Origin of the sequence: Rhodococcus sp. HM1 (assembly GCF_023218075.1) — a bacterium.
GTDB lineage: Bacteria > Actinomycetota > Actinomycetes > Mycobacteriales > Mycobacteriaceae > Rhodococcus.
This window is the reverse complement of sequence record NZ_JALPTB010000016.1, coordinates 60819-87483: the sequence shown is the minus strand read 5'-3', so window position 1 is coordinate 87483 and position 26665 is coordinate 60819. Positions and strand designations below refer to the sequence as shown.

Below are 26665 nucleotides of genomic sequence, written 5' to 3'. Positions count from 1 at the left end.
ATCGTGTCATCCACCTCGAACAGTGAAGCGTGGCAGTAGCTTCGCTGAGTAGGCCCGGGGCGCGGTGACGGGATTGCTCCCGCCCCGTTTCCCGGACCTCTCGCCGAACCCGCCGTGCGCCTCTCGACGCAACGGGCTCTCCACGGTCTCTGCCGTCAAGCTGTCTGCAGGGCCGTCCACCGGTTCGGGATCGTGTGTCCGCGCCATCGGTAACGAGAGACCGTCACACTGGCCATGTCGAACAACACGGTCCCGTCCGCCGCCGAGATAGGCAACCACCGCCCGGTGCGGGTGGTGTATCGGCGGCGAATGTCGTTCCACCCCCAGCGATGCCGGGTTTGCAGCATCTTCGATCACCCGCTGCCACACATAGTGTTGCAGCGCGGTGAACCGGTCTTTCGCCACGGCATGCTTGAAGTAGTTGGACCAGCCGCGCAGAATCTGGTTGAGCCGCACGATCACGTACTCCAGACTCAGCTGCGACTGCCGATGGGTCAGGGCACGGACTTTCGTCTTCAGCGACCGGATGGGCCGGTCGCCGATGAAGGTGTAGACGTACCACTTGTCCGAGCCTCGCTTGCGACGCCACCGGATGTGGAATCCCAAGAAGTCGACCCCGTCGCTGAGGTGTCGCACGCGGGTTTTCTCCGGCGAGAGCCGCAGACCCATCGGTGCGAGAACCTCTCCTACCTGTTCACGCATCGCCTCGGTGTCGTCCTCGGTCCCATGGACGAGGACGACGAAGTCATCGGCGTAGCGGACCAGCCGCCACGTCGGTGACCCTGTGCGGCGACGGTATGCCCGCTTGCCCTCGGTGGCCATCGTGCCGCCCGGCTTCCACGGCGCCATCACGTGCTCGTCGAGCACACTCAACGCGATGTTGGCCAACAGCGGCGAGAGGATGCCACCCTGGGGCGTGCCGGTCGTGGTGTCCCGTTGGTCGCCGAGTTCGGTGAGAACCCCGGCCTTGAGGAACGCCTTGACCAGTGCCAGGACCCGCTTATCCTTGATCCGCAACCGGACACGATCCATCAATGCGACGTGCTCGATCCGATCGAAGCACGCCTCGATGTCCGCATCCAGCACCCAGCGGTAGCCGCGGGTGCCGTAGTAGTGGATCTCGGCTATCGCGTCCTGCGCCCGCCGGTTGGGCCGGAACCCGAACGAGACCGGCTCGAAGTCCGCCTCGAAGATCGGTTCCAGCACCAACTTGAGCGCGGCCTGAACCACCCGGTCGGCCACCGTCGGAATCCCGAGACGGCGCACCTTCCCCGACCCGCCCGGCTTGGGAATGATCCTCTCCCGCACCGGCAACGGCCGAAACGAACCATCCTTCAGGCTGGCACGTAGGTCGTTCAGGAAACCCGGAACTCCGACGTATTCCTCGACATCGGCGACGGTCCTGCCGTCGACGCCGGGAGTCTTCGCTCCGCGGTTGCCCGCGACCCGGTCGAATGCCGCGATCAGCGTCGCCGGGTCGTGCACCAGGTTGAACAGGTCGTCGAACCGGCGGCCCGGATCGGCCGCCGGGGGGGCGGTGAAGCTTGGCCTGCATCTGAAGATACCCGCCGAGATGATCCCATCGGGACCGACTCGGACGCGGCGTCACCATTCGGTGGCGCATCTTTCGGCATTACAGTCTCCGCCCTTCTCGAAACCGCTGCCGCCCTTCGCCATGTGAGCCCAACTGTGTCCCTGCGGCATCGCCACGAGTACGCCGTAGACTTTCCTCGTGGCCTCCCGGCCGGCTTCCATAAACCGACCCAGGAGTTCCCCACCGACCTCGGTGGGTGCGCACCGCGTCCTGCCCAGATCCGCCAGGTTCGAGCAGGTGGCGCATTGAGGGACGTAAGAACGCTGGTTCCTCGCGTACTCCTCTTCGTCTCGCTTGCCGGACCCGCACCATCTGGCAGTACTGGCCACGTCCCGGCGTTGTCAGGGCTGCTCCCACCCTCTCCGGCATCACCCGGATCGGGCTGCCCTCAGCTCCACCGACCTGCTACGACAGCCCGGCGGTGAAGGTCTCTCACCTCCACTCGAATCACAGCGCCTCACGGCGCAAACGGAAAGTGCGACAGATCCGCCGACCGCCCCGAAGCCGGACAGCCGATCGCGACGAGGATTACCGAGCCCAGTCGCCGCGCTCGAGCAGCCACGACACCGCGATGCCCGCGACCAGACCCCAGAACGCGGCGCCGATGTTCCAGAACGCGACATTCGAAGCGGTGACCACGAACGCGACCAGCGCGCCCATCGTGTGGGTGCGACCGAACCCGGCGACGAACGCGCCCTGCAGTGCCCGCAGCATCGCCAGCCCACCGAGCGTGGCGACGAATGCGACGGGCGCCGCGGTCATCCACCGTACGAACAGCGGTGCGAACGAGCCGAACACGATCGCCAGTACGCCGCACGTCACGGCGGCCGTGTACTGGCGGCTGCGTTCGCCGGAGGACACCAGCAACGCGTTCGTCGGGCCGGTCAGGCACGTGGACACGGCGCCGACCGCCGCTGCCGCGAAGGACCACACCCCGCACGCGACCGTCGCCACGTTGATCGGCGGGTGATGTCCGGCGCTGCGCAGCACCGCGACACCCTGCCCGTTCTGCACGACAAGCACCGTGATGGCGAGCGGAACAACGAGTTCCAGGATCGCCGTCCAGGTGAACACCGGCGCGGTGAACACGGGTGACGCGAACACCCCGGCATCGTCGCCGACCGGATCGAACCGGCCGGACACCGCGACCGCGACCACTCCCGTGAGCAGCGCCCCCAGGATCGGCGGCATCCACTTGCCGAGAGGCGGAACTGCGCTGAGCGCCAGGAACACCAGGACCATCGGCACCGCGATCGCGACGTCGGCGTCGAGTGCCCGCACGAGATCCACCCCGAACTTCAGGAACACCCCGGCCACCATGGCCATCACGATCGGCATGGGCAGCGCCGACATCACGCGCCGCACGAGACCCGAAAGTCCCAGCAGCAGAATCAGTGCGGATGTGACGACGTACGCGCCGATCACTTCGGGCCAGCTCAGGTGCGTGAGCGATTCGCCGACCACCACCGTGCCGGGGATGGTCCAGAAGAACCCGAGCGGCTGACGGTACGCGAGGCTCATCGCGATGGTGAGGATTCCGTTGAGTACGAACACCCCGAAGATCCACGACGCGAGCTGCGGTGCGCTCAGTCCTCCGGCGGCGCCGGCGGCGAGTATCACCGCGACCGGTCCGGTGCACGAGAAGATCAGCCCGACAAGGCCGTTGGCTGCATATCCGGGCCCGAGGTCGCGACCGAGCCGACGCAGAGTGGTGCGTGGTCGCGCGGGACGTTCGAACAGGACGGTATCGGCGCCGGTCCGGGCGTCTTCGTCGACTGCGGTCATTCTGAAACAACTACTCCTGTTCTCGGAACCGGGCCGCGAGTTCGCTCCGGGAACGGATGCCGAACTTCGCGTACACCCGGGTCAGGTGATACTGCACGGTCTTGACGGACAGGAACAGTTCGCCGGCCACTTCCTTGTTCGTGTGGCCGGCTGCGACGAGTGCCGCCACCGCCTGTTCCTGCGGGGTGAGGGCGACGGCGTCGACCGAACGGTCCGCGGTCTCCTCGCCGGCCTTCAGGCCGCCCGCCTTGAGTTCACGATCGCAACGTTGGACGTAACTGGTCGCGCCGAGCGTCGAATACAGTTCCCGGGCCGAGCGCATCACCGCGTCGGCCTCGCGGCGTCGACCCGCCCGGCGCATCGTCTGCCCGTAGGCGTAGCTCACCCGGGCGCGGTCGTACGGCAACGGCAGCGGCGCCAGTTGCGCGAGAGCAGACTCGAAAGTGTCACGTGCCGCGTCGATGTCGCCGCGTGAGCCCTGGATTCGACCGCGCACGTATCCGACGCGCGCCATCGCGGACCGGTGTCCGCGTGCCGCGGCGCGTTCCTCGAAGGGGCGGAGGAATACGTCGGCCTCGTCCACCCGTCCGGTCATGACGAGTGCGTTGGCGTACAGGTCCGGCCACGGCCAGAAGCCCGGTTCGTCGAGTCCCTGCCGGTGCTGCACGACGGCAAGCGGTTCGAGATGCCGCAGCACGTCGCCGTATTCCGCTGCGATCTCGGAGACCTGCGCTGCCGAGATCGCCGACGGCGCCAGCATCATCGCGTAGTCGTGGGTGCCCGCGCGGCCTCGCAGCAGGTGTTCGCGCGCCCTGGCGCGGTCCCCGCGCAGCGCATGGATCTGAGCGCCGGTCCAGTGCACCAGGGGGCGAAGGAGATCCAGTCCGGTGCGGTCGAGCTGGGCGGCCGCACGATCGACCGTGCGGATCGCATCGTCCCACTCACCGAGCGCGAACTGGGTGCGGGCCAGCCATGCCTGCGCCCACAGCGAGATGCGTAGCGAGCCTCCCCGGAACGCGGTCGGTTCGGCCGATTCGAGTTCCGCCCGCGCCCGGCCGGGGTCGTCGAGCGCCAGCGCCAGCCAGCCTTCGGCCATGCGGAAACGTTGGCTCTGGGCGCCCGATCCGACGTGGTCGGAGAGGGTCGCGTACGACGCCACTCCCTCGTCGACACGACCGGTCATGGCGAGACCGAGACCGCGGACGGCCGCGGATTCGACGGCGGCCGGCGTGGCCCGGGGTACCAGTGCGGCGGCACGGTCGGCCCACTCGACGAGTTCGTCACCGCGCAGCCCGGCCAGCGAGTGCAGCACCATGCGCTGGCAGATCAACGCAGCGAGCTGTGGATCCGCGTCGGTGTCGTCGATCGATGTCCAGGCGCGGGTGAGCAGTTCGTGTGCTTCGGCGGCGCGCCCGCGTTGGATGGCCAGGTACCCGAGCACGGCGTCACGCATGGGACCACCAGGGGCGCTTTCGATTTCGGGGACGAACGTCAGCGCCTGCGGGAGGTCGGCGGCACCGGTGAGTGCGTCGACTCCGCGGATCAGGCGTTCGGTCCGCAACTCCCGGTCCGGGGTGATCCGGCTCGAGATGATGAGGGCCTCGGCCGCATCCGACCACGCTCCGTCCGACGCGCGCGCCTGCGCGTACCGATCGAGGCGGTCGGCGAGGCCGGCATCGGACCGGTGAGTGGCGGACACCAGATGGAGCAGGGAGGCGCCCTCGTCGTCGACGATCTCCGCTGCCCGGGCGTGCAGTTCCTGCCGTCGCGCCGGGCCGAGCCCGTCGACCACGGCTGCTCGGGTCATCGGGTCCGGAAACGACAGCGTGACGACACCGCGTTGTTCCCGCATCGTGAGCAACCCGGCCGTGTGGGCGTCGTCGAGGGCGGTCGTCGGGTCGTCCAGTTCGGCGAGTGACGCGGCATGCGCGAGGGAGCTGTCGGTACCGAGGATCGCCGCCGATTCGACGAGCAGGCGAGTTTCTTCCGAACAGCCGGCGAGCCTCCGGCGCACCGTCGCGGCATGTTGCTTCGGCGCCGGGAACCGGTCCTGCCAGTGCTGCCACTGTGATCGGGGCATCTCGTCGATGACCTGCAGGGTCGGCAGGGGACTTCCGAGGGTGTGTTCGTACAGGCGTCGCGCCGTCCATGCGGACAGATCGACACCGGCACGTGTGAGAGCCAGTTGGGCGATGTCCGAGGGCGAGAGCGGGCCGACGTGGACTGTGACGCTGCGATGCATGTCGAGGATGCGGGCGACCTCCTCATCGACGGTCTCGGGCAGGACGTCGGGGACCAGCCACATCATGCACAGCGGGTCCCCGTGGGCGCGGCGGATCAACGACGACAGCGCCTGCAGCGACGCGGGATCGGACCGATGCGCGTCGTCGACGACGATCACCGTGGGGCCGGTCAGGCCGGCGAGGATCCCGTGAGCGACGTCGACGGGCTCCGTCGCCGTCACCGGCGCCTGCAGCAGCTGTTCGGCGACGGACCACTCCCGGTGTGACTCCCACTCTGCGCAGGTCGCACCGAGAACCGTCCAGCCGGACAGCGATTCGGCGAAAGTTCTTACCAGGGTGGTCTTTCCGATACCGGGCGGACCCTCGACGAGGGCGAGCCCGGGGGTACCGGTTCGCGCCTCGTCGAGGATCCGTTCGAGCTCTGCGAGCTCGCGGGTACGTCCGACCAGCATGGAAGATCCCGTCACACATCCACGGTAGCCGCGACCGCAGGCTCCGGTTCGGTGTTCGGGGCGGTCGGACGGGGCGGCACGAAGAAGGTGACGACCGCACCGGCGAGTGCGATTCCGGCGAAGATGTAGAAGTTGACGTTGTTGCTCAGACCTGCACCGATGAGCACGCCGCCGATGATCGGTCCGACGATCCCACCGAGGCGGCCGAACCCGGCGCACCATGCGACGCCCGCGGCCCGGGCCCGGGTCTCGTAGTAGTTGGACACGAAACCGTAGACGAGGACCTGGGTGCCGATCGTGCCGACACCGGCGATCGCGACCGCGGCGAGGAGCACCGGCAGCGGGAACCCGAAGGTGAGCAGCACCAGGGCGAGGGCGGCGAGACCGAAAGTGGTGACGACGACGGGCTGGGGTCCGCGCCCGTCGGCGATCCGGGAGGCGAGCACGCCGCCGATGATCGCGCCGCCGTTGAGGACGAGCAGGAACGCGAGCGAGCCCTTCGCGTTGTACCCGGCGTCCGCCATGATCTTCGGAAGCCAGGTGTTCAGCCCGTAGGTGAGCAGCAGTCCGGAGAAGCTCATCAGTCCGAGAAGTGTTGTTCCCCAGGCATACCGACGGGTGGCGAGCGCAGCGAAACCGGCCTTCTCGGCGGTCGGCGCCGAGGGTGCGGGCACCGGGATGTCGAACTTGTACCAGACCGCGGCGGCGTCGTCGGTGCGACCGCGCGAGATCAGCCACTGCGGCGACTCGGGGAGTTTCGCCAAGGCGAGGGGCAGCAGGATCACCAGCGGCAGCGCGCCGATCAGGAACAGGCCACGCCAGCCGATCGCGTCGCGCAACACGATCGCCAGCAGGGACGCGAGGACACCGCCGGCGGGGACGCCGCTGTACACGATCGCGTTGTAGAGATTGCGTTTGCCTGCCGGTGCGAACTCGGCGACGACGGCACCGGCGGTGGCCACGAGCCCTCCGACGCCGATGCCGGTGAAGAACCGCAGCGCGCCGAACATCGCGAGGTTCGTCGACAGTGCCGCGGCGGCCATGCCGACGGAGAACCAGACGATGTGCAGGAGCATCATCTTCCGCCGCCCGACGCGGTCACCGAAAGCGCCGGTGACCAGCGCGCCGACCATGACGCCGACCAGTGCGTACGAGCCGAGCGCACCGCCCTGCTCGGCGGAGATGTGCCCGAGCTGGCCCGGGTCGGCCATCAGTGTGGGCAGGATGGTGCCGTAGACGACCAGGTCGTAGCCGTCGAAGACGATCGCGAGCGTCGCCAGCGCGACGATCCAGAGGACGGAACGGCGGTGCCGCGCACTCGCCCATTCTGTGGGCTGGGTCATGATCACTCCAGTTGGTGAGGGCTGTCACAAAACAATCGGGAGAGAAAAACGGGCCTCACCGTCGGGGCCGGAGATGGCCCTGTCGGTGAGGCCCGGGGCGGCGGGCTAGCCCAGATCGCCGCCGGCGACGGGCAGAACCGTGCCGGTGATGTACGAGGCTTCCTCCGATGCCATGAACGTGATGGCGGCGGCCTGCTCGTCGAGCGTGCCGTACCGTTTGAGCAGCGACGAGTCGACGGTCTGGTCGACGATCTGCTGGTACCAGGTCTTCTCCTGGTCGGTCTGCGCTGCCGGTCCGCGCGCGACCCGGCGGGCCGGGGCGTCGGTGCCACCCGGTGCGGTCGCGACCACCCGGATCCCGTACTGCGCGACCTCGAGTGCCAGCGCCGCGGTGATCGCGTTGACCCCGCCCTTGGCCGCCGCGTACGGGACACGGTTGACGCCGCGGGTCGCGACCGACGAGACGTTGACGATCGTGCCGGAGTTCTGCGTGATCAGGTGCGGCAGGACCGCCCGGCACGTCCACAGCGTGGGGAACAACGAGCGCTGCACCTCGGCCTGGATCTGCTCGGGCGTGTAGTGCTCGTACGGCTTGGCCCAGATGGTGCCGCCGACGTTGTTGATCAGCACGTCGATGCGCCCGTACTGCTGTCGCGCCTCGTCGATCGCGGCCTGTGCGCCCTCGAACGTTTCGAGGTCGGCGGTCACGGAATGCGCGCGGGCGCCGTTCTCCCGCAGTTCCTTCGCGACGTCGTGGACGAGTTCGGCGCGGTCGATCAGGACGACGTCGCCGCCCTCGGCCGCGATCCGCGTCGCGACCGCGCATCCGATGCCCTGTGCGGCACCGGTCACGACGACCGCGCGGTCGTCGAACCGTCCGGGAAAGACGCGGGGGCTCATGCGATTTCCGCCTTCTCGTGGTCCTCGATGGCGCGACGCATGGTCTCCTTCGCGTGCTGGGCGTGGGAGACGATGAGATCGCGTGCCGCGGCACGGTTTCCGCGTTCGAACGCCTTGACGATCTTCAGGTGGTCGTGGGGGACCTGCTCGTCCACCCACTGCGCGGTGCGCAGCACGCGGCGCATCAGCTGGGTGACCTCGAGCCGGTTGTACGCCTCGAGCAGCACCGGGTTGCCGCAGCAGCGGAACAGGAATTCGTGGAACGCCGCGTTGGTGTCGGTGAACGCGGCGGCGTCCGTGAACCGGTCGCGTTCGATCGATGCGGTCGATGCCTCGGCCAGGAAGCGGAACTCGGCGAGCTGGGCGTCGGTGAGCCGGCCGATCGTCAGTTCGAGCGCGCCGAGTTCGAGTGCCATGCGGGCGTCGAACTGGGCATCGGACTCCGCGACGGGCGGGTGCTCCTCGCCGATCTCGTAGTTGTCCGCCACGGTGGGGTTCGCGGCTCCGAGCGAGACGGGCAGACCGGTTTCGGCGGAGGCCTTCTCGGCCGCGGCACGCTCGGCGTCGGTGGGCTCGGTGACCTGCACGGCACCTTGGTCGGAACCGGCCGCGGAATTGTTGAACTTCTCGAAGTAGAAGTTGGCGGGGGTGACGCCCTCGTTCCCGAAGTGGGTGCGCACCGCCTCGACCATCGGCGGCGGGCCGCACAGGTACACGTCGACGTCGCCGTCGTTGAGATGCTTCGGCTCGAACAACGAGGTGACGTACCCCTTGTTCGGTGCTGCCGAGTCGGGATCCGCGACGCAGTAGTCGAAGCTGAAGTTCGGCAGCGACTTCGTGTACCCCTCGAGGGTGTCGAGTTCGACGATGTCGCGGTCGAAGGTGCCACCGTAGATCAGGTGCACGGGCAGGTCGCTGCCCTGTTCCTGCATCGTCGCCAAGATCGCGAGGATCGGGGCCAGACCGGTGCCGCCGGCGAGCAGCAGCGCGGGGCGCTTGCGTTCGCGCAGGAAGAAGCTGCCGAGCGGTCCGGTGAACTCGAGGGTGTCGCCGACCTGCGCGCGATCGCGCAGGTATTCCGACATCAGTCCGCCTTCGGTGATCTTGACCAGGAACGACAGGTGCTCGTCGTTCGGGCCGGTGCTGAACGAGTACGAGCGGCTCTGGTCGGTGCCGGGCACCGTGATGTTCACGTACTGGCCGGGCAGGAACACCAAATCGTCGCGGTTCGGGATCTCGACACTGAAACCGATCGTGCTGTCCGAGAACCGGCGGATGTCGGTGATCGTCGCCGAGTACGTCGTGGCGGCGGTCTTCGCGACGTCGGAGGTCGTCGCGATCTGCAGCACCAGGTCGGATTCCGGTGTCATCTGGCAGGGCAGGCAGTAGCCCTGCTCGGCCTCGTCGTCGGTCAGCGCTTCCTCGATGTAGTCGCCGCCGTCGTAGCTACCGGACTCGCACAGCGCCTTGCAGGTGCCGCACGCGCCGTCCCGGCAGTCGAGGGGAATGTTGATGCGCGCCTTGTACGACGCGTCCGCGACCGTCTCGTTCGGGCCGCACTTGACGAAGCGGGTGACCCCGTCCTCGAAGCTCAGTGCCACTTGAAAGCTCATGGCATGTGCCTTCTTTCGTGAATCGGGGTGATCAGACGACGTAGACGTCCACGATGTGGTGGATGTAGTCGTTCTTCAGGACGATCTTCTTCTTCCGGATCACCGGCTCGGGTCCGGACACGTCGAGGGTGACGAAGCTCGTGCCGAAGTACGTGTCGGTCGTGTTGTAGCGGTAGTACAGCGAGAACCAGTTGTGGCGCAGGTCGATCTCGGTGCCGCGGCGCTCGAGGATCTCGACGTTGGTGATGTTGTGGCCCGTGCGGGGCTCGGGCAGCGACGTCGCCGACGAGCGGTCGGTGCGGATGCGGAACACCCGGTCCTCGAGCCCGCCGCGGTTCGGGTAGTACACGAGCGAGATCTCGCGCTGCGGGTCCTCGGTGAGTTCACCGTTGTCGTCCCACGCGGGCATCCAGTACTCGGCCTGCGGGTGGTAGCACTCGAGCCACTTCTCGAACTCGCGGTCGTCGAGCAACCGTGCTTCCTTGTAGAGGAACTGCTCGATCGCGGTCTGCGTCAATTCTGTTGCAATGGTCATTGTTTCGTTTCCCTCAGCGCTCGTTCGCGGCGGTGGACCGGGCTTCGGCCTCGGCGGCCTTGCGCATCGTCTCGAGCCAGTACCTGTGCTGGATCGGGTAGAGGCCCTCGTCCTCGGTCTTCACGCCGCTCGACAGCACGTTGGTCATGCCCAGGTCCTTCGCGACCTGATCCGGGCCGTTGAGCACGTGCGTGGCGCCGCGGCTCATGTCGTTCCACGGTGCTGCGGTCGCGAGGTAGGTCTTCTGGCAGGACCGGAACTCCTCGAGATCGTCCGGGGTCGCCATGCCCGTCGCGTTGAAGAAGTCCTCGTACTGGCGGATCCGGTTGGCGCGGGACTCGGCGGACTCACCCTTGGGGGCGATGCAGTAGATCGTCACCTCGGTCTTGTCCACCGCGATCGGCCGGAAGTGGCGGATCTGCGACGAGAACTGGTCCATCAGATACACGTTCGGGTACAGGCACAGGTTGCGTGACGCGCCGACCATGAATTCGGCCTTCTTCTCCCCGAACTCGGCGGCGAGCTCGTCCTTGCGCGGGTAGAGGGGGCGGTCCTGCGGGTTGCCCCACCACATCCACAGCAGCAGGTGGCCGTTCTCGAACGAGTGGTAGCCGCCGCCCTGCTTACCCCACGTGCCGGCGTCCATCGCCCGGGTCTCGTTGGCCGATTCCCCGGCCGTGCGACGGGCGGTGGTGGCCGCGTAGTTCCAGTGCGTCGCGGACACGTGGTAGCCGTCGGCGCCGTTCTCCGCCTGCAGTTTCCAGTTGCCGTCGTAGGTGTAGGTGGACGCGCCGCGCAGCACCTCGAGTCCCTCGGGGGACTGGTCCACGACCATGTCGATGATCTTGGTGGTGTCGCCGAGGTGGTCCTCGAGGGAGTCGACGTCGGGGTTGAGGCTGCCGAACAGGAATCCGCGGTAGTTGCCGAAGCGGGCGACACGGGTCAGGTCGTGGCTGCCGTCGGTGTTGAACTGTTCCGGGTAGCCGGCGTCGCGGGGATCCTTGACCTTGAGCAGCTTGCCGTTGTTGCGGAACGTCCAGCCGTGGAACGGGCACGTGAACGTGGTCCGGTTGTCGGTCTTGCGCCGGCACAGCATCGCGCCGCGGTGGCTGCACGCATTGATGAGGCAGTGCAGTTCGCCGTCCTTGTCGCGGGTGATGACGACGGGCTGGCGGCCGATGTAGGTGGTGAAGTAGTCCCCGGCGTTGGGCACCTGACTCTCGTGCGCGAGGTACACCCAGTTGCCCTCGAAGATGTGCTTCATCTCCATCTCGAAGATCTCTTCGTCGGTGAAGATGTCGCGCCGCACCTGGTAGCGGCCGTTCGCAGCGTCCTCGACGAGGGCGTCGTCGAGGTGGGAACGCACGTGGTCGATGGTGTCGGTCATGGGGAACTCCAATGTGGCGTCGTACCGGGGGAATGGCGATGCGGGGATCGGTCCGGGGGTTCCGGCTCGGATCCTCGGTGGGCTGGATCTGCGCCGTGATGCCTCTACGATGCCACCCTGTGTCTCCGGTCACACCGGGGAAATGCCTAGGGGTGCCTAGGACCCCCGGCGGTGATGCCGAAAGGCCCTGGACACGGCCACGCCGGCGGGTGTCTGCGCACACAAAGACAGCCGCACACGTTCAGGACGTGTGCGGCTGTCTTGCGGGGAGGTGGGTGCGGTGCTATCCGACCCACATGGGCGGGACGGGACGGTCGAAGGACAGTTCGGGATAGTCGTCGTCGGCGATCGGGGTGTGCAGGCGTCGCTCGACGTAGTCGTGGCCGTGCGTCCGCATGTGACCGATGCACCGGACCGTGTATCCGACGCTGTCGGTGCGGGTCGTGTGGACCGGACGGAACAGGTTGGGGAATCCGTACGCGGTGAGGTCGGATGCCTCGAATGCGTTGCCGTCGCGGCCTTTCAGTGGCACGTGCCCGTCGCCGTCGACGACGAACTTGGCGTGGGCGACGACCTCGCGGTCGCACCGGATGTCCCACCGGTTGTCGATCTCGTCGTACGAAGCCGATGTGGCGGTGTCGATTTCGAGGACCGAGAGGTGGAGCTCGTTGCGCAGGCGGATCGCTGCGCGAAGGGAGGCGAAGGAGCGCCCGACGACGGCTACATCGAATTCCGGGATGCAGGGGGGTCGGGAATCCGGCTGTGCCAGGAACATCGGGCGCTCCTTCGCGAGGTGGTGGTTCGATACCGCGCGCGGGCAGGTAGGGGCACTGCTGCCCGCGCGCGGCAGTCTGGGTTACTTCTTGTAGAAGGCGCTGACGTCGGCGTTTCCGATGAGGTCCGGAACCGTCCAGCCGTCGAGGTCGTACTCGCTCATGAACTGCTCGGCGAAGCCCTTCATGGAGGCGACGTCACCGCGTCCCTCGGCGGCGAACAGCAGCTCGGCCTTGACGTTCTCGTGGTTGCCGGCGTAGTTCCGCTCGTACAGTTCGTGGCGGCCACCGAACTCGGATCCGATCGAATCCCACAGTGCCTTCATGACCTTGACCCGGTCGACGGCCGTGATGCCGTCCGAGCCGCGGACGTACTTGTCCAGGTAGGGCCGGACGTCCGGGTTCTGGAAGTCGGCGGCCGAGGACGGCAGGTAGATCAGGCCGGACGCGACGTCCTGCTCGATGATCTCCTTGATCCGCGGGTAGCCCTGCATCGCGAACATCCGGTAGGTCAGACCGTATTCGAGCTTCGGGGTGACGGTGTCACCGATCCACGGCTCGGGGTTGTTGACCATCGCATCGCTCAGCGACCAGAACAGGTTTCGCCAGCCAATGACCTCACCGACGCGGGTCTGCACGCCGCGGAATCCGCCGGCGCCGGTGGCGTCGAGGGCCTTCATGAGCAGACCGGCGATGAAGTCGAGCTTGACCGCGAGGCGGGTGCAGCCCTGCAGGGTGAAGCGCTGGAGGAAGCCGGACCCGCCGAGGAAGTTGTTGATCTTCTCGACGTCCCCGTACATGAAGACGTTCTCCCAGGGCACGAGCACCTTGTCGAAGATGAAGATGGCGTCGTTCTCGTCCATGCGCGAGGAGAGCGGGTAGTCGAACGGCGAGCCGACGACGTTGGCGTTCTGCGAGTACGACGCACGGGAGATGAGCTTGATGCCGGGGGCGTCCATCGGCACCGTGCAGATCAGCGCGAATTCCTTCTTCTTGATCGGCAGGCCGTAGTGGGCGATGAAGTTGTAGTTCGTGATCGCCGAGCCGGTCGCGACGACCTTGGCGCCCGAGACGATGAGACCGGCGTCGGTCTCCTTCTCGACCTTCATGAACACGTCGCCGACCTCGTCCGGCGGCAGCGACCGGTCCACCGGCGGGTTGATGATCGCGTGGTTCCAGTACAGGACCTTCTCCTGCGATTCCCGGTACCAGCGCTTCGCGTTGTCCTGGAACGGTGAATAGAACTCGTCGTTGGCGCCGAGGGTGCCGAGGAATGAGGCCTTGTAGTCGGGGCTGCGGCCCATCCAGCCGTAGGTCAGGCGGGCCCAGGTGGCGATGGCGTCGCGGTCGGCGCGCAGGTCGTCCGCGGACTTGGGGGTACGGAAGAACGGCATGGTGACGCCGCCGTTGCCGGTGTCGGTGGGGGTGGTGAGCTTGTCCACGTGCTCGCCGGTGTGCAGCGCGTCGTACAGGCGGGCCGTCATGCGGATCGAATTGCGGAAGGCCGGATGCTCGGTGTAGTTCTTCACCCGCTCTCCGTGCAGGTAGATCTCGCGACCGTCCTTGATCGACTCGATGTACTCGTCCCCCGTCATCGGGCGGCTCGTGAAGTTCTGCTGCTGGTTGGCCGCGCAGTCGGCGGCGACGTTGACCTTGGATCGGTCGACCGTCTCGGTGGGGCGGGGCTCGGTCGTGGTCATGTCATTTCTCCTGGTGACGGGGAAGGTGATGAAGAAGTACGGGGGTCACGCCGTGGGGACGGCGATGCGCATGGGCGTGAAGCGGGTGGATGCGTCGAACCATCCGCTGTGCGGGTCGTCGAGCGATCCGTTCCATGCGGCGGACGCGCTGGGTCTGCCGAGGTCGTGGAATGTGCTGCGGTAGAAGAGAAGCGGTTGTGCGTCGGCGCGGGCGGTGGCGTCGACGATCTCGCCGATGTAGATGATGTGGTCGCCGCCGTCGTATTCGCGCCACGGCACGCACGACAAGGTGGCTGCGGTGCCGGCGAGGATCGGGGCAGTCGGGCCCTGCTCCCACACGGGTTCGGGGGACTGGGGACGTCCCGCGAAGTGCATGGCGGTGTCGATCTGGTCGTCGGCGAGGATGTTCACCGCGAACGGCGCACCGGACAGGAAGCGGCACGCCTTCGAAGTGCGCGTCAGGGTCACTTGGCACAGTCGCGGTTCGAGCGAAACCGCGGTGAATGCGGTGACGGTGGCCCCGTGCGGGGTGCCCTCGTGGTTGTTGCAGGTGATGACGGTGACGCCACTTGCAAACTGCCCGAAGATGTTTCGAAGCTCTCGCTGGTCCATCTCGGAGGCCCTTCCGGTCGATCCGTCGTGGTGTGATCCAGACCATATTCCGAGCGGAAGGGGGTGCGCGATCCGCTGAGCGCGGCGACTATCCACCTTGCGCGGCGAAGTGACCGGCGACCTTGTTTGCAGGAGGTAGTGTTGCCGGTCACACTGGGACCAAAGCCCCGAAACGTGAGCCGAGGAGGGTGAATGCGCACCGATGACGTGCAGATTCCCGACAATTGGGATGAAGCGGAAGTAGTGGTGTCCGACGCCTACTTCCCGCATTCGCTGCGTCCGTCCGATGCCGTCACCGCCCCGCAGGTGACGTTGCGGAAGGTCGATCTCGGTCCGTTACGGCTCGCCCGCGTCGGCTGGGGCGCCGAGGTGTCGCTCGAGTCCGATCACCCCGGTGCCTACGCCGTAAACATCCCTCTAGCTGGGCAGATAGAGTCGGTGAGCGAGGGGCGGGAGGTCGTCTCCCCGCACGGTTACGCCACGGTTTTCCGTCCTGACACCGCGGCGGCGATCACGCGGTGGACGGCGGACTGCGAGATCGTCGGGGTCAAGCTCGAACGGGACTACCTGCACCGGGAGATGGCCCGGGTTTTCGGGCGGCCGGGACTGCAGCTGCCTCCGCAGGCGGACCTGACGACCGAGGCCGGGAAGAACTGGTTGTCGATGCTCGGGGCGATGGTCGGAAACCTCGAATCGGGCGCCTCACCCTGGAACAATCCGCTGGTCGCCGACCAGTTGTCCGGGGCGATCATCTCGGCGTTCGTCCTCGCTGTCATGCAGGAGACCGACCCCGGCGCGGTCGCGCGGCCGCGCATCATCAAGCGGGTTCTGGACCGGTTGCACGAGGATCCGTCACTGGCCTGGACCAGCGCCGACATGGCAGAGGTCGCCGGGGTCAGCGTCCGCCGGCTGCAGGAGGGCTTCCGCGAGTACGTCGGGGTCTGCCCCCGCGAATACCTGCTCGACCTGCGCCTCGAGCGCATCCACGCGGAGCTTTCCGAAGCCGATCGGGGCGATGTCTGCGTCACCGACGTCGCACTCAAGTGGGGTATCACCCATACGGGCCGGTTCGCCGCCGCCTACCGGCGCAAGTACGGCGTCGCGCCGTCCGAGACGCTGCGTTCCTGAGCGAGTCGTTGCAGGCCGGGGCCGGCCCCGGGTCGGATTCGGTTGTGCGAACCGAGGGTTCGATCAGGTGCGGAGCAACGGTCTCGACCGGGACTTCCGACACTGCGTGAGGTCGGTACCCGCCGGACACCGGTGTCGTTGACATGGACCGGCTTTCGCAGGGTCGACCGGATCCCGGGGCGGCAGGGTGGGGACAGCACTGTGGCACTGGCGAGTTCGGCGCCGGTGGGAGTGGGGGCCGACGGTACCTCGGGCATCTACCTGGTTTCAGCTAGGCATCGACTCCACTCACCTGCGGATTTGCGGGATGTGTCTCGACATGTGGTTGACAACCGATGTGACAGCGCGCACAGTATCCAACGTACGCAGTGCGCGCCGTTGTACGCAGAGCGTATTTCGCCTCGGGCCACAGGCCAGCCCCCTGCAAAGCCCCCCAACAACTTTCGCGACTGTCGCGTCAGACCAGTTCGACCTCACGAGGAGTGTCCATGACCACCACGGAGAACCCCACCGCCTTCGGCTCGGGCAATGCCGCCACCGACAAGTTCAAGGGCGAGCGCGTCACGTCCGACACCTCGGTCGAGCGCGCCGGCGCGATCATCCAGGATGTGCTGAAGGCCCTCACCGACGTCGTTCACAAGCACCAGGTGACCTACGACGAGTACCGCGTCCTCAAGCAGTGGCTCATCGACGTCGGCGAGTACGGCGAATGGCCGCTGTGGCTCGACGTGTACCTCGAGCACGAGGTCGAGGCCGTGCACTACGAGCGCAACAACTACGCGGGCACCAAGGGCAGCATCGAAGGCCCGTACTACGTCGAGAACTCGCCGAAGCTCCCGTCCAAGTGCACGATGCCGATGCGTGAGAAGGATGCTGCGGCACCGTCTCTGATCTTCAAGGGGCAGGTCACCGACCTCGACGGCAAGGGTCTGCCCGGCGCCACGGTGGAACTGTGGCACGCCGACGAGGACGGCTTCTACTCCCAGTTCGCTCCCGGCATTCCCGAGTGGAACCTGCGCGGCACGATCGTCTGCGACGACGAGGGCTACTTCGAGATCACCACGCTCAAGCCCGCGCCGTACCAGATCCCGGCCGACGGACCGACCGGTTGGTTCATCAACTCCTACGGCGGCCACCCGTGGCGCCCGGCGCACCTCCACCTGATGGTCAAGGGTGCCGGACACCGCTCGATCACCACCCAGCTCTACTTCAAGGGTGGCGACTGGGTCGACAGCGACGTCGCCTCCGCGACGAAGCCGGAGCTCATCCTGGACCCGAAGCCGAATGCCGACGGTGTCGCCGAGGTGACCTACAACTTCGCGCTCGACCCCGAGGCCTGACCGGCCCCCGCCCCTCGTGCGTGGTTTCGGTAGCACCCCCTACCGAAACCACGCACGAGCGCGAGTCCACCGGCAACCGACCCGAATGCGAGTTCCCTCGATGTCCGACACGGACCTGAAGATCGTCTCCGTCGAGACCACGATTCTCGACGTCCCGCTGATCCGCCCCCACAAGTTCGCGACCACGACCGCCGAGGCGCAGCCGATCCTGCTCGTCGCCGTCACCACCGCCGGCGGCGTCACCGGCTACGGCGAAGGCGTCGTGCCCGGCGGACCGTGGTGGGGAGGCGAATCGGTCGAGACGATGAAGGCCATCGTCGACCGCTACATCGGCCCGTACATCACCGGCCGCGGCGTCGACGACATCACCGGCATCATGGTCGATCTCGAACGCATCGTCGCCAACGCGCGATTCGCGAAGGCCGCTGTCGACGTCGCGTTGCACGACGCGTGGGCGCGCAGTCTCGGCGTCCCGGTGCACACGCTGCTCGGCGGTGCGTTCCGCACCGGCGTCGACGTGCGGTGGGCTCTCGGTGCCGCTCCCCTCGAGGAGATCGTCGAGGAGGTCACCCACAAGATGGAGCAGCGCCTGAACTTCTCCTTCAAGCTCAAGATGGGTGCGCTCGATCCGGCGGTCGACACCGAACGCGTGGTCAAGGTCGTCGAGGCGTTCGACGGCAAGGTCGGATTCAGCATCGACGTCAATGCCCGATGGGACCGCTTCACCGCATTGCGTCACGTGCCGGAACTGGTCGACGGTGGGGTCGAGCTCATCGAACAGCCCACCCCCGCAGAGCAACTCGACGTTCTCGCCGAGATCAACCGGAGGGTTGCAGCGCCGGTCATGGCCGACGAATCCGTGCAGACCCCGCACGACGCATACGAAGTGGCCAAGCGCGGCGCCGCCGACGTCATCGCACTCAAGACGACGAAATGTGGTGGGCTGCAACGCAGCAAGCAGGTCGTCGCGGTTGCGAAGGCCGCCGGGCTCCGCTGCCACGGCGCCACCTCGATCGAAGGTCCGATCGGCACCGCCGCGTCCGTCCACTTCGCGTGCGCCGAACCCGGCATCGACTACGGGTCCGAACTGTTCGGTCCGCAGTTGTTCGCCGTCGAGTTGCTGCAGACGCCGCTCGACTACTCCGACGGCCAGGTGCACCTCCCGCAGGGCCCCGGCCTCGGCGTCGAACTCGACATGGACGTCGTCAAGCACCTCGCCCGCGACTGACCAGACCGACCAGACCAAGATCAGACAAGCCCGGATCAGGAGAATCGACCATGGCGCTGTTCCACGTTCGCATGGACGTCGACATCCCCCGCGACCTCGACCCCGAGGTCCGCGCCGACACCATCGCGAAGGAGAAGGCGTACAGCCAGGAACTGCAGCGCAAGGGCAAGTGGCCGCACATCTGGCGCATCGTCGGCCAGTACAGCAACATCAGCATCTTCGACGTGGACTCGGCGGACGAACTGCACGAGATCCTGTGGAACCTTCCGCTGTTCCCCTTCATGAAGATCGAAATCATGCCGTTGACCAGGCACGGATCGGACATCAAGGAGTAAACACGCGTCGACGGTCCATACTCGGGGTATGAGTCTGCCGCTCCGAGACGTCTACGAACAGCCGACCCTCGCGGATCTGCTGCCGTCGGTGCTCGCATCCGCGGGCGTGGCCGGGGAACGCAACCGGCTCGAACTGACCGAGTGCGCCCGGACCGTCGTGCTGCTCGTCGACGGAATGGGCTGGAATCTGCTGCAACGCAACAGCAGTGCCGCACCGTTCCTGACCGGGATGACGGGGGAGCCGATCCGCGCGGGATTCCCGACGACCACCGCGGTGAGCCTCGCGTCGCTGGGAACCGGTCTGCCGTCGGGGCGGCACGGCGTCACCGGATACCAGGCGTACCTGCGCGAGATCCGCAGCCCGTTCAACTGGTTGCGCTGGACACTCGCCGGCACCGCGATCGACCAGCGCACCCAGCTCGTCCCCGAACTCGTGCAGGCGCACCCGACCGTGTTCGAACGCGCGGAGCGGGGCGGTATCGCCGTCACCACCGTGGTCCCGCGGACATTCGAAGGCAGCGGACTGACACGGGCCGTGCTGCGCGGCGGCAGGTTCGTCGGTGTCTCCGCCTACGGCGATCTGCTCGCCCGGATCGTCACCGCCGTCGGTTCCGCCGAACGCACCCTCGTCTACGGCTATCTCGGTGAGGTCGACACCCTCGGCCATCTCTACGGTCCGGAGTCCCCGGCGTGGCTCGCGCAGCTCACCGTCGTCGACAGGTTCGTCGAACAACTCGCCGACGCGCTACCGGACGGAACACGACTCGTCGTCACCGCCGACCACGGAATGGTCGACACCACCCGGGGCCGGCGCTTCGACTACGACCACTGCGATGGTCTGTCCGAGGACGTCACCTACATCGCCGGGGAACCCCGCTGCCGCCACGTCCATACCGAACGGCCCGACGCGGTCCTCGAACGCTGGCGCAACGAACTGGGCGACGAGATGTGGGTCGGCACCCGCGACGACGTGCTCGCCGCCGGACTCTTCGGGCCGGAACCGTCCCCGGACGCGGCGAGCCGCGTCGGCGACATCGTCGCGATCGGGCGCGGCGAATCGTCGGTGATCCGCACCGACGGGGAGCTCGTCATGGCGCGGATGCCCGGCCAGCACGGTGCACTCACCGACGACGAACTGCTGATTCCGTTGCTGTCGCCGGATCCGATCCGCCTGCACAGCTGATGATCCGGGCGACGCCGGGGGTGGCTCTGTGAGCGACAGTACGTCGCCGGAGCTGTCGTACCCGACTTATCGTGGCGTACATGCGCACCCACGGAGCGACGGTCTGGCACTGGTCGATCAGCGTGAAGGCCTGGCTGATCTTCTGGTTCGCCCGGATCTTCATCAAGCCGATCATGACCTGGTGGCCCGCCACCGACCGCGGTATCTCCGTATTGAGCAGGCTCGACCGGCAGGTCGACAAGCTGCTGCCCCGGCCGCGTGGCGTCGACATCGACCCGGTGACGCTCGGCGGAGTGCCCAGCGAACGGATCGAGCCGCCGCGTCCCGCCACCGACTCCCTCGCCGGCGCGACGATCCTGTACTTTCACGGCGGTGCATTCGTGTTCTGCGGACTCGCGACGCACCGCACGGTGTGTTCGCTGCTCGCCGCCAAGGCGGGCGTGCCCGTCTACTCCGCCGCCTACCGGCAGCTGCCGGACGGATCGATCGGCACGTCCGTGATGGATGCGATGGCCGCGTACACCGCGGTTCTTTCGGTCGCCGAGGACCCGAACCGCGTCATCGTCGCCGGTGACTCCGCCGGCGGTTACCTGGCGATGAAGGTCGCGGAGATCGCGGCGCTGCGCGGCATGACACGACCGGCCGCCGTCATCGGATTCTCGCCGCTGCTCAACCTGAACCTCGAATCCCACGACCCCGACTACATGAAGCGCGACGCGTACCTGCCGATGCGCCAGCTCGAGAAGCTGCGCGACAAGTGGCTCGACGGTCCGGACCACATCGAGGGCGCCCAGTCACCGGTCGACGCCGATCCCACCCTGTTCCCGCCGGTGTTCTTCTCCGTCGCCGAATACGAGATCACCCGGCCCGACGCCGAGATCGTCACCGAGGCGATCGAACGGACCGGGCGTCCGATCGAAACCCACATCTGGGCAGGTCAGGTCCACGCGTTCCCGGTGATCGGTCAGACGTTGCCGGAGGCCCGCGCGCTGCTCGACCTCAGCATCGACTTCGCGCGCCGGTCCGTCGCCACCGATGCCACCGAGGGAAGCAGCCGCACCGCGTAGGTGCGGCTGCGCCGCCCGTGTGTCTTTGTGGCGGCTCCCACCGCCAGAAAGGCACACCGGCGGCTACGCCGCCAGGCGCGGTTTCAGCCATTCGGTGAGGTCGTCGAGGACCTTCTCCTTCTCGTACTCGTTGAAGACCTCGTGGTACAGGCCGTCGTACATCTTCAGCGTGACGTCGTCCGAGCCGGCCAGGTCCGCGACCAACCGGCTGCCCGACGGATCGGTGAGCTTGTCCTCGGTGCCGTGCTGCAGCAGCACCGGCACGGTCAGCGACGGCAGGCGCTTCGGATACGACTGCTCGCTGAGTACGAGGGCACGGACGACGCCCGCGGGCACCAGGCCGTGGTGCACGAGCGGATCCGCCTCGTACGCGGCGACGACCGCCGGGTCGCGGGACACGTGCTTGCTGTCGAGTTTCTGTACCGGCAGGTCCGGCAGGAACCGGCCGATCAGTTTGCCGGCCTCGACGACCACCCCGGGCGTGCCCGCGGTGACGACGACTGCGGGACCGGACAGCGCCAGCGCCGCCAGTTCCCCCGGATGGTCGAGCGCATAGCTCAGGGCGATCGCACCGCCCATCGAGTGCCCGAGCAGGAACCGGGGCAGCCCGGGATGTGCCTCGTCGGCGATGGCGAACAGCCGGGCGATGTCGTCGGTGTACTCGGACATGTCCCGCAGGTGCAGACGCTTGCCGCCGGACCGTCCGTGACCGCGATGGTCCGGGGCATAGACGACGAGCCCGATCTCGGTGAGCCGCTCGGCGACATGGTCGTACCGCCGGGCATGCTCGCCGAGGCCGTGGCACAACACCAGGACGCCGCGGGGATCGCCGTCGGGCGACCAGATGTCGTAGACGATCCGCGTCGCGGACCCGCCGGTGAACGAGGACTCGGAGTGCTGCATGGCGTCTCCCTGCCGTGGACTCGACGTGCGTGACGAACCGCATCCTTGCACGAGACGCCGCGGCGTGTGTCCCGTACCGGTGACCGGGCCGAGGGGAGGAGGGGCCGGGCGGAAAATGCGTGGCTCGGGACCCGTCCTCGGTGGGAGCCTGGTATTCGTGACTTCCCTCGAATCGACGACCGTGGACGCACGGCGCCTGCGTGCGTTCGCCCCGCTGCGCCGCCGCGACTACCGGCTGTTGATCGCGGCGGTCGCGTTGTCGTTGTTCGGCAGCGGCATGTGGACCGTGGTGATGGTCTTTCAGGTTCTGGCGCTTGCGGATTCACCGACCGCGCTGTCCGCGGTCGCGGCGTGCTTCAGCGGCGGCCTGATCGCGTTCGCGCTCGTCGGTGGTGTCGCAGCGGACCGCCTTTCCAAACGCGCGATCCTGGTGACGGTCCAGGGCGCGAGCCTGGTCGCGGTCGCGGTGGTCGCCGCGCTCGGAACGACCGGCGTGCTCGACCTGTGGCACATGGCCGTCGCGTCCGTCGTGCTCGGCGCCGGCGGCGCCTTCTTCTTCCCGGCGTACAGCGCCTATCTGCCCAGCGTGCTGCCCGCGGAGGAGTTGCTCGCCGCGAACGGGCTCGAAGGCGCGTTGCGGCCGACGCTGCAGCAGGCGCTGGGCCCCGCCGTGGCGGGCATGGTGGTCGGTGCGTTCGTGCCGCCCACGGGCGCCTTCGTCGTGTGCGCCTCCTTCGCCGCGTCGATGGTCCTGCTGCTGTTCGTGCGGCCCCTGCCGGTGTCCCCGCCGGAGTCGTCGACACCGGAGGCCCACTCGAACGTGTTCGCTGATCTTCGCGAAGGTTTCGCGTTCACCGTGCGAACCCCGTGGCTGCTGTGGACGTTGCTGTTCGCGTGCCTGATGGTGCTCGTGGTCATGGGTCCGATCGAGGTGTTGTTGCCGTTCCTGGTCCGCGACAACTTCGCCGACGGGGAACGGGCCTTCGGCCTGCTCCTGACCGCGTTCGGTGTCGGGGGAGCGATCGGCTCGCTTGCGGTGTCGGCGGGACGCATGCCGCGCAGGTACCTGACCGTGATGGTGCTGTGCTGGGGTCTAGGGTCGGTGCCGTTCGCGGTGCTCGGATACACCTCGTCGTTCTGGGTGATGGCGACCGCGCTGTTCGTCGTCGGACTCACCGACGGCGCCGGAATGGTCATCTGGGGCACGTTGCTGCAGCGCCGCGTGCCCGGGGAACTGCTCGGTCGCGTGTCGAGCCTCGACTTCTTCGTGTCGCTCGCGCTGATGCCGGTGTCGGTCGCGCTGGCCGGACCGCTCGCGACGGTGGTGCCGGTTCCGGTGATCTTCGTCGTCGTGGGCACGGTTCCGCTGGTCCTCGCGCTGGTTGCGTTGACCGTGGGGCGCATGCCGGCCGACGAGATCGACCACCCGCTCGACGTCGTCGAACGGGTCGACACACGCCCCTAATCCGAGGGCACGATCGACCCGGCCAGGGCCTGCATGAGGTGGTCGAACTCGCGGCTGCGGGTCGCGCCGGCGCGCACGACCGCGCACACGGGCACGCGCAACCGCTGCCGGGCTTCGCTCATGATCCGCAGTCCGGTGCGGGGCGTCGCATCGACGGTGCCCGCGTACAGCACCGTCCACGCCCGCGGATTGGTGAGGACCTCGAGCGTCGCGGTGTGGTCGCTCGCGATGGCGGGACCGAGCCGGACGCGGCGCCCGACCTCGAGGAACGCGTTCTCGACGACCCGGTGGATGAGGATCTGGCTGTGCCGCGGGGGCAGCAGCAGCGGATAGTGCGCGAGGTCGCGCAGATCGACAGTCGAGAACGCGGACAGCGGATGCTGGCTGGAAGTGACGATGACGAGGTCCTCGACGCCCAGTTCGATCGCCTCGAGTTCCGGCCGGTCGATGTCGCCGCGGATGAGGGCGAGGTCGGCGTCGCCGGCCGCCACCGCGTCCACGCGGTCCGCGAAGTCCCGGATGACGAACTCGATGTCGAGGTTGGGGTGCTGCTCGCGGACCCGGGAGATCGCGTCGAGGCTCTGCGCGGCGAAGCTCATGTTCGCGCTGATCCGGATGCGGTCGCGGGGCGGCTTGCCCACCTCGAGGGCGCGTGCCTCGAGGGCGAGGACCTCGGCGGCGATCGGCATGAGACGGCGGCCCGCGTCGGTGAGCCGGACGACGCGGGTGGATCGCTCGAACAGGCTCGTTCCCAGCTCGTTCTCGAGTTTCGCGATCTGGTGGCTGATCGCCGACTGCGAGATGAAGCAGCGCTGCGCGGCCCGCGAGAAGCTCGACTCCTCTCCGACGGCCACGAAGTACCGCAGTTGCCGGAAGTCCATCGCCCTCCTATTTATGAGCAAACCAGATAACAGTATTTCGAATATCCCAGGTTAGTGGACCGCGCCCGGGGAGATACATACGGTTGAACTCATACATCGACATCAGAAGACTTCAGCGTGGAGGTTTGGCAGGTTATGGCCGATGCAGAGTTCGACCGGACGGACGTAGTCATCGTGGGTTCGGGCTTCGGTGCCCTCGCGGCCGCGAAGAAGCTCGGCAAGGCGGGTACCCCGTTCGTGCTGATCTCCGAGACCACCGAACACCTCTTCCAGCCGCTGCTGTACCAGGTCGCCACGGGCGTCATCTCGCCCGGTGAGATCGCCCCCTCGGTCCGCGCCATCCTCGCCAAGTATCCCAACGCCGACGTCCGGCTCGGTCGCGTCGTCGACGTCGACCCCGACGCGAACACCGTCGTCTACGAGGCCGCCGGCAAGCGGCACACCCTCGGCTACAAGCACCTCGTCGCCGCGACCGGCGCCCGTCAGGCCTACTTCGGCCGCGACGAGTTCGCCGAGCTGACGTACGCCCTCAAGACCGTCGACGACGCCGAGAAGCTGCGCCGTCAGATCATCCGGTGCTTCGAGGAAGCGCACATCACCACCGACCCCGAGCTCCGCAAGAACCTGCTCAGCTTCATCGTCGTCGGCGCAGGCCCGACCGGCGTCGAGCTGGCCGGCCAGATCAAGGAGCTCGCGCAGCGCTACTTCGCGGAATCGATCGGCAACATCAATGCCGACGACGTCACCGTCACCCTCGTCGAGGGCGCGGACAAGGTGCTCCCGCCGTTCGGGGGCAAGCTCAGCGACTACTCGAAGGAATCGCTCGAGAAGGCCGGTGTCGACGTCGTGCTCAACACGATGGTCACCGACATCGACGAGCACGGAGCGACCCTGACGACGCCGTCGACCGAGGAAACACGCCGGCTCACCGCCGAGACGATCATCTGGTCGGCCGGTATCCAGGCAAACGACTTCGCCGGCGTGCTCGCCGAGCGCACCGGCTGCGACACCGTCCGCGGTGGCCGTCTGCTCGTCGACAACGACTTCACCGTCGGCCGCGCGGACAACATCTACGCGATCGGCGACATGGTCACGCTCGACAATCTGCCCGCGCAGTCGCCGTTCGCGATGCAGGGTGGCCGCCACGTCGCGAAGATGATCCTCGGCAAGATCCCCGCCGGCACCCCGTTCCAGTACCGGGACAAGGGCAGCATGGCGATCATCAACCGCTTCCGCGCGATCACTCGCATCGGCAAGATCGAGCTCACCGGCTTCATCGCGTGGGTTCTGTGGCTTGCGGTCCACCTCGTCTACCTGGTGGGCTTCCGCAACCGCTACATCGCGGTGATGTCGTGGTGCGGTTCGTTCCTCGGCCGCCGGCGTCCGCACTTCTACTACGCGCAGACCGCCGAGCCGGTCCCGGCCGCGATCGAACCGGCCGCGGAAGTGGAGGAACCGGTGGCCACGGATACGCCGGACGACGAACGCGAACCCGCACCGGCCATCGCCTGACCGAGACCGACCGCCTGACCCGATACCGACCAGCTGCGCCCCGGACGATCACCGTCCGGGGCGCAGCTCGTTGTGGGGCCGGCGCCGCGTAGACCCTGTGTGGGTGAAACATGGGGTGAAAATCCAGAATTCGTTGGCGGACAGTCCGATCGGGCTTCACAGCGCCCCGCGACCTGCGGTTACAGTGTTCGGCACACTCGGTGCGTTTCCGGCGGTGTCCTGTACGGCAGACGCCGGTGCCGCATCGGGCCCGGAAAACCGCAGGAGGCCCGTGACCGTCGACGACCGCCGTCCCACGTGGACCCCACGGATCGGGTGCGACCTGGTGACCGTGCAGGACGTGGCGGACAGCATCGAAATCTTCGGAGATCGTTACCTGACCCGCACTTTCACGCCTCACGAACTCGAGACGTGCACGGGCGCACACCGGTCCCAACGCCTCGCCGCGCGGTTCGCGGCCAAGGAAGCGGTGCTGAAAGTGCTGCGCCCGGGCGACACCGCGGTGCCGTGGCGTTCCATCGAGATCCGGCGCGCCGAGTGGGGCGGGTGCACCGTCGAACTCAGCGGTAACGCTGCGGCACTCGCCCGAGATCAACAGGTGATCGATATCCAGGTCTCGATCTCGCACGAACCCCGGTATGCCCTCGCGACCGTGACGGCGGTCGTCGCAGGAACGTAGAACAGGA

Annotated in this window: 21 protein-coding genes and 2 pseudogenes; 9 read left to right on the top strand and 14 right to left on the bottom strand. The window is 67.5% G+C overall.

From position 1 onward, the window contains the following. Positions 1-155 precede the first annotated feature (155 nt). From M1M07_RS11315 to M1M07_RS11260, 12 genes and pseudogenes are all read right to left on the bottom strand, one after another. Positions 156-335, bottom strand: a pseudogene (locus M1M07_RS11315) (group II intron reverse transcriptase/maturase); the annotation flags it as partial. A 76-nt stretch (positions 336-411) separates the two neighbouring features. Next, positions 412-1485, bottom strand: a pseudogene (ltrA, locus tag M1M07_RS11310) (group II intron reverse transcriptase/maturase); the annotation flags it as partial. Between the two features lie 637 nt (positions 1486-2122). Then, complete coding sequence (locus tag M1M07_RS11305; RefSeq protein WP_248674225.1) at positions 2123-3379, bottom strand: benzoate/H(+) symporter BenE family transporter; 1257 nt, start codon at positions 3377-3379, stop codon at positions 2123-2125. 10 nt (positions 3380-3389) lie between these two features. Further along, positions 3390-6074 carry a helix-turn-helix transcriptional regulator gene (locus M1M07_RS11300; protein WP_248674238.1) on the bottom strand — a complete coding sequence of 895 codons (2685 nt, stop codon included), beginning with the start codon at positions 6072-6074 and terminating at the stop codon, positions 3390-3392. 11 nt (positions 6075-6085) lie between these two features. After that, positions 6086-7417, bottom strand: a complete 1332-nt coding sequence (locus tag M1M07_RS11295; RefSeq protein ID WP_197251855.1) for an aromatic acid/H+ symport family MFS transporter — start codon at positions 7415-7417, stop codon at positions 6086-6088. A gap of 105 nt (positions 7418-7522) precedes the next feature. Further along, positions 7523-8317 carry a 1,6-dihydroxycyclohexa-2,4-diene-1-carboxylate dehydrogenase gene (locus M1M07_RS11290; RefSeq protein WP_248674224.1) on the bottom strand — a complete coding sequence of 265 codons (795 nt, stop codon included), beginning with the start codon at positions 8315-8317 and terminating at the stop codon, positions 7523-7525. Continuing rightward, complete coding sequence (benC, locus tag M1M07_RS11285; RefSeq protein ID WP_248674223.1) at positions 8314-9930, bottom strand: benzoate 1,2-dioxygenase electron transfer component BenC; 1617 nt, start codon at positions 9928-9930, stop codon at positions 8314-8316. The genes M1M07_RS11290 and benC overlap by 4 nt, the downstream gene beginning before the upstream one ends. 31 nt (positions 9931-9961) lie before the next feature. Then, positions 9962-10465 (bottom strand): benzoate 1,2-dioxygenase small subunit, encoded by a 504-nt coding sequence (benB, locus tag M1M07_RS11280; protein WP_197251856.1) that lies wholly within the window; start codon positions 10463-10465, stop codon positions 9962-9964. 13 nt (positions 10466-10478) lie between these two features. Further along, positions 10479-11852 (bottom strand): benzoate 1,2-dioxygenase large subunit, encoded by a 1374-nt coding sequence (benA, locus tag M1M07_RS11275; RefSeq protein ID WP_248674222.1) that lies wholly within the window; start codon positions 11850-11852, stop codon positions 10479-10481. 283 nt (positions 11853-12135) lie between these two features. Next, complete coding sequence (locus tag M1M07_RS11270; RefSeq protein ID WP_248674221.1) at positions 12136-12627, bottom strand: hypothetical protein; 492 nt, start codon at positions 12625-12627, stop codon at positions 12136-12138. An 81-nt stretch (positions 12628-12708) separates the two neighbouring features. Beyond that, positions 12709-14325, bottom strand: coding sequence for a 4-hydroxyphenylacetate 3-hydroxylase family protein (locus M1M07_RS11265; RefSeq protein WP_248674220.1), 1617 nt, complete (start codon positions 14323-14325; stop codon positions 12709-12711). 45 nt (positions 14326-14370) lie between these two features. Next, on the bottom strand, positions 14371-14937 hold the full coding sequence (locus tag M1M07_RS11260; protein WP_248674219.1) for a flavin reductase family protein: 567 nt from the start codon (positions 14935-14937) through the stop codon (positions 14371-14373). Between the two features lie 192 nt (positions 14938-15129). Between M1M07_RS11260 and M1M07_RS11255 the strand changes: the two genes are divergently transcribed. From M1M07_RS11255 to M1M07_RS11230, 6 genes are all read left to right on the top strand, one after another. Then, positions 15130-16065, top strand: a complete 936-nt coding sequence (locus tag M1M07_RS11255) for an AraC family transcriptional regulator (RefSeq protein WP_248674218.1) — start codon at positions 15130-15132, stop codon at positions 16063-16065. A gap of 488 nt (positions 16066-16553) precedes the next feature. Continuing rightward, positions 16554-17405 carry a catechol 1,2-dioxygenase gene (gene catA / locus M1M07_RS11250; protein WP_248674217.1) on the top strand — a complete coding sequence of 284 codons (852 nt, stop codon included), beginning with the start codon at positions 16554-16556 and terminating at the stop codon, positions 17403-17405. A gap of 100 nt (positions 17406-17505) precedes the next feature. Then, a complete protein-coding gene (locus M1M07_RS11245; protein ID WP_248674216.1) occupies positions 17506-18633 on the top strand; it encodes a muconate/chloromuconate family cycloisomerase in 1128 nt (375 codons plus the stop codon). A gap of 50 nt (positions 18634-18683) precedes the next feature. Beyond that, on the top strand, positions 18684-18968 hold the full coding sequence (catC, locus tag M1M07_RS11240) for a muconolactone Delta-isomerase (RefSeq protein ID WP_197251925.1): 285 nt from the start codon (positions 18684-18686) through the stop codon (positions 18966-18968). A 28-nt stretch (positions 18969-18996) separates the two neighbouring features. Further along, entirely contained in the window at positions 18997-20151 is a 1155-nt protein-coding gene (locus M1M07_RS11235) for an alkaline phosphatase family protein (protein ID WP_248674215.1), read from the top strand. Between the two features lie 80 nt (positions 20152-20231). After that, positions 20232-21218, top strand: a complete 987-nt coding sequence (locus tag M1M07_RS11230; protein WP_248674214.1) for an alpha/beta hydrolase — start codon at positions 20232-20234, stop codon at positions 21216-21218. A gap of 63 nt (positions 21219-21281) precedes the next feature. Here the strand turns inward: M1M07_RS11230 and M1M07_RS11225 are convergent, their stop codons facing one another. After that, complete coding sequence (locus tag M1M07_RS11225; protein ID WP_248674213.1) at positions 21282-22121, bottom strand: alpha/beta hydrolase; 840 nt, start codon at positions 22119-22121, stop codon at positions 21282-21284. 181 nt (positions 22122-22302) lie between these two features. On the opposite strand from M1M07_RS11225, the gene M1M07_RS11220 reads away from it, so the two are divergent. Beyond that, positions 22303-23586 (top strand): MFS transporter, encoded by a 1284-nt coding sequence (locus M1M07_RS11220; protein WP_248674237.1) that lies wholly within the window; start codon positions 22303-22305, stop codon positions 23584-23586. Here M1M07_RS11220 and M1M07_RS11215 read toward each other — a convergent pair. After that, entirely contained in the window at positions 23583-24467 is an 885-nt protein-coding gene (locus tag M1M07_RS11215) for a LysR family transcriptional regulator (RefSeq protein WP_248674212.1), read from the bottom strand. The genes M1M07_RS11220 and M1M07_RS11215 overlap by 4 nt on opposite strands. A 135-nt stretch (positions 24468-24602) precedes the next feature. Between M1M07_RS11215 and M1M07_RS11210 the strand changes: the two genes are divergently transcribed. Continuing rightward, positions 24603-25979 carry an NAD(P)/FAD-dependent oxidoreductase gene (locus M1M07_RS11210; RefSeq protein WP_248674211.1) on the top strand — a complete coding sequence of 459 codons (1377 nt, stop codon included), beginning with the start codon at positions 24603-24605 and terminating at the stop codon, positions 25977-25979. A gap of 271 nt (positions 25980-26250) precedes the next feature. Then, a complete protein-coding gene (locus M1M07_RS11205; protein WP_248674210.1) occupies positions 26251-26658 on the top strand; it encodes a holo-ACP synthase in 408 nt (135 codons plus the stop codon). The last annotated feature ends 7 nt before the right edge of the window (positions 26659-26665 follow it).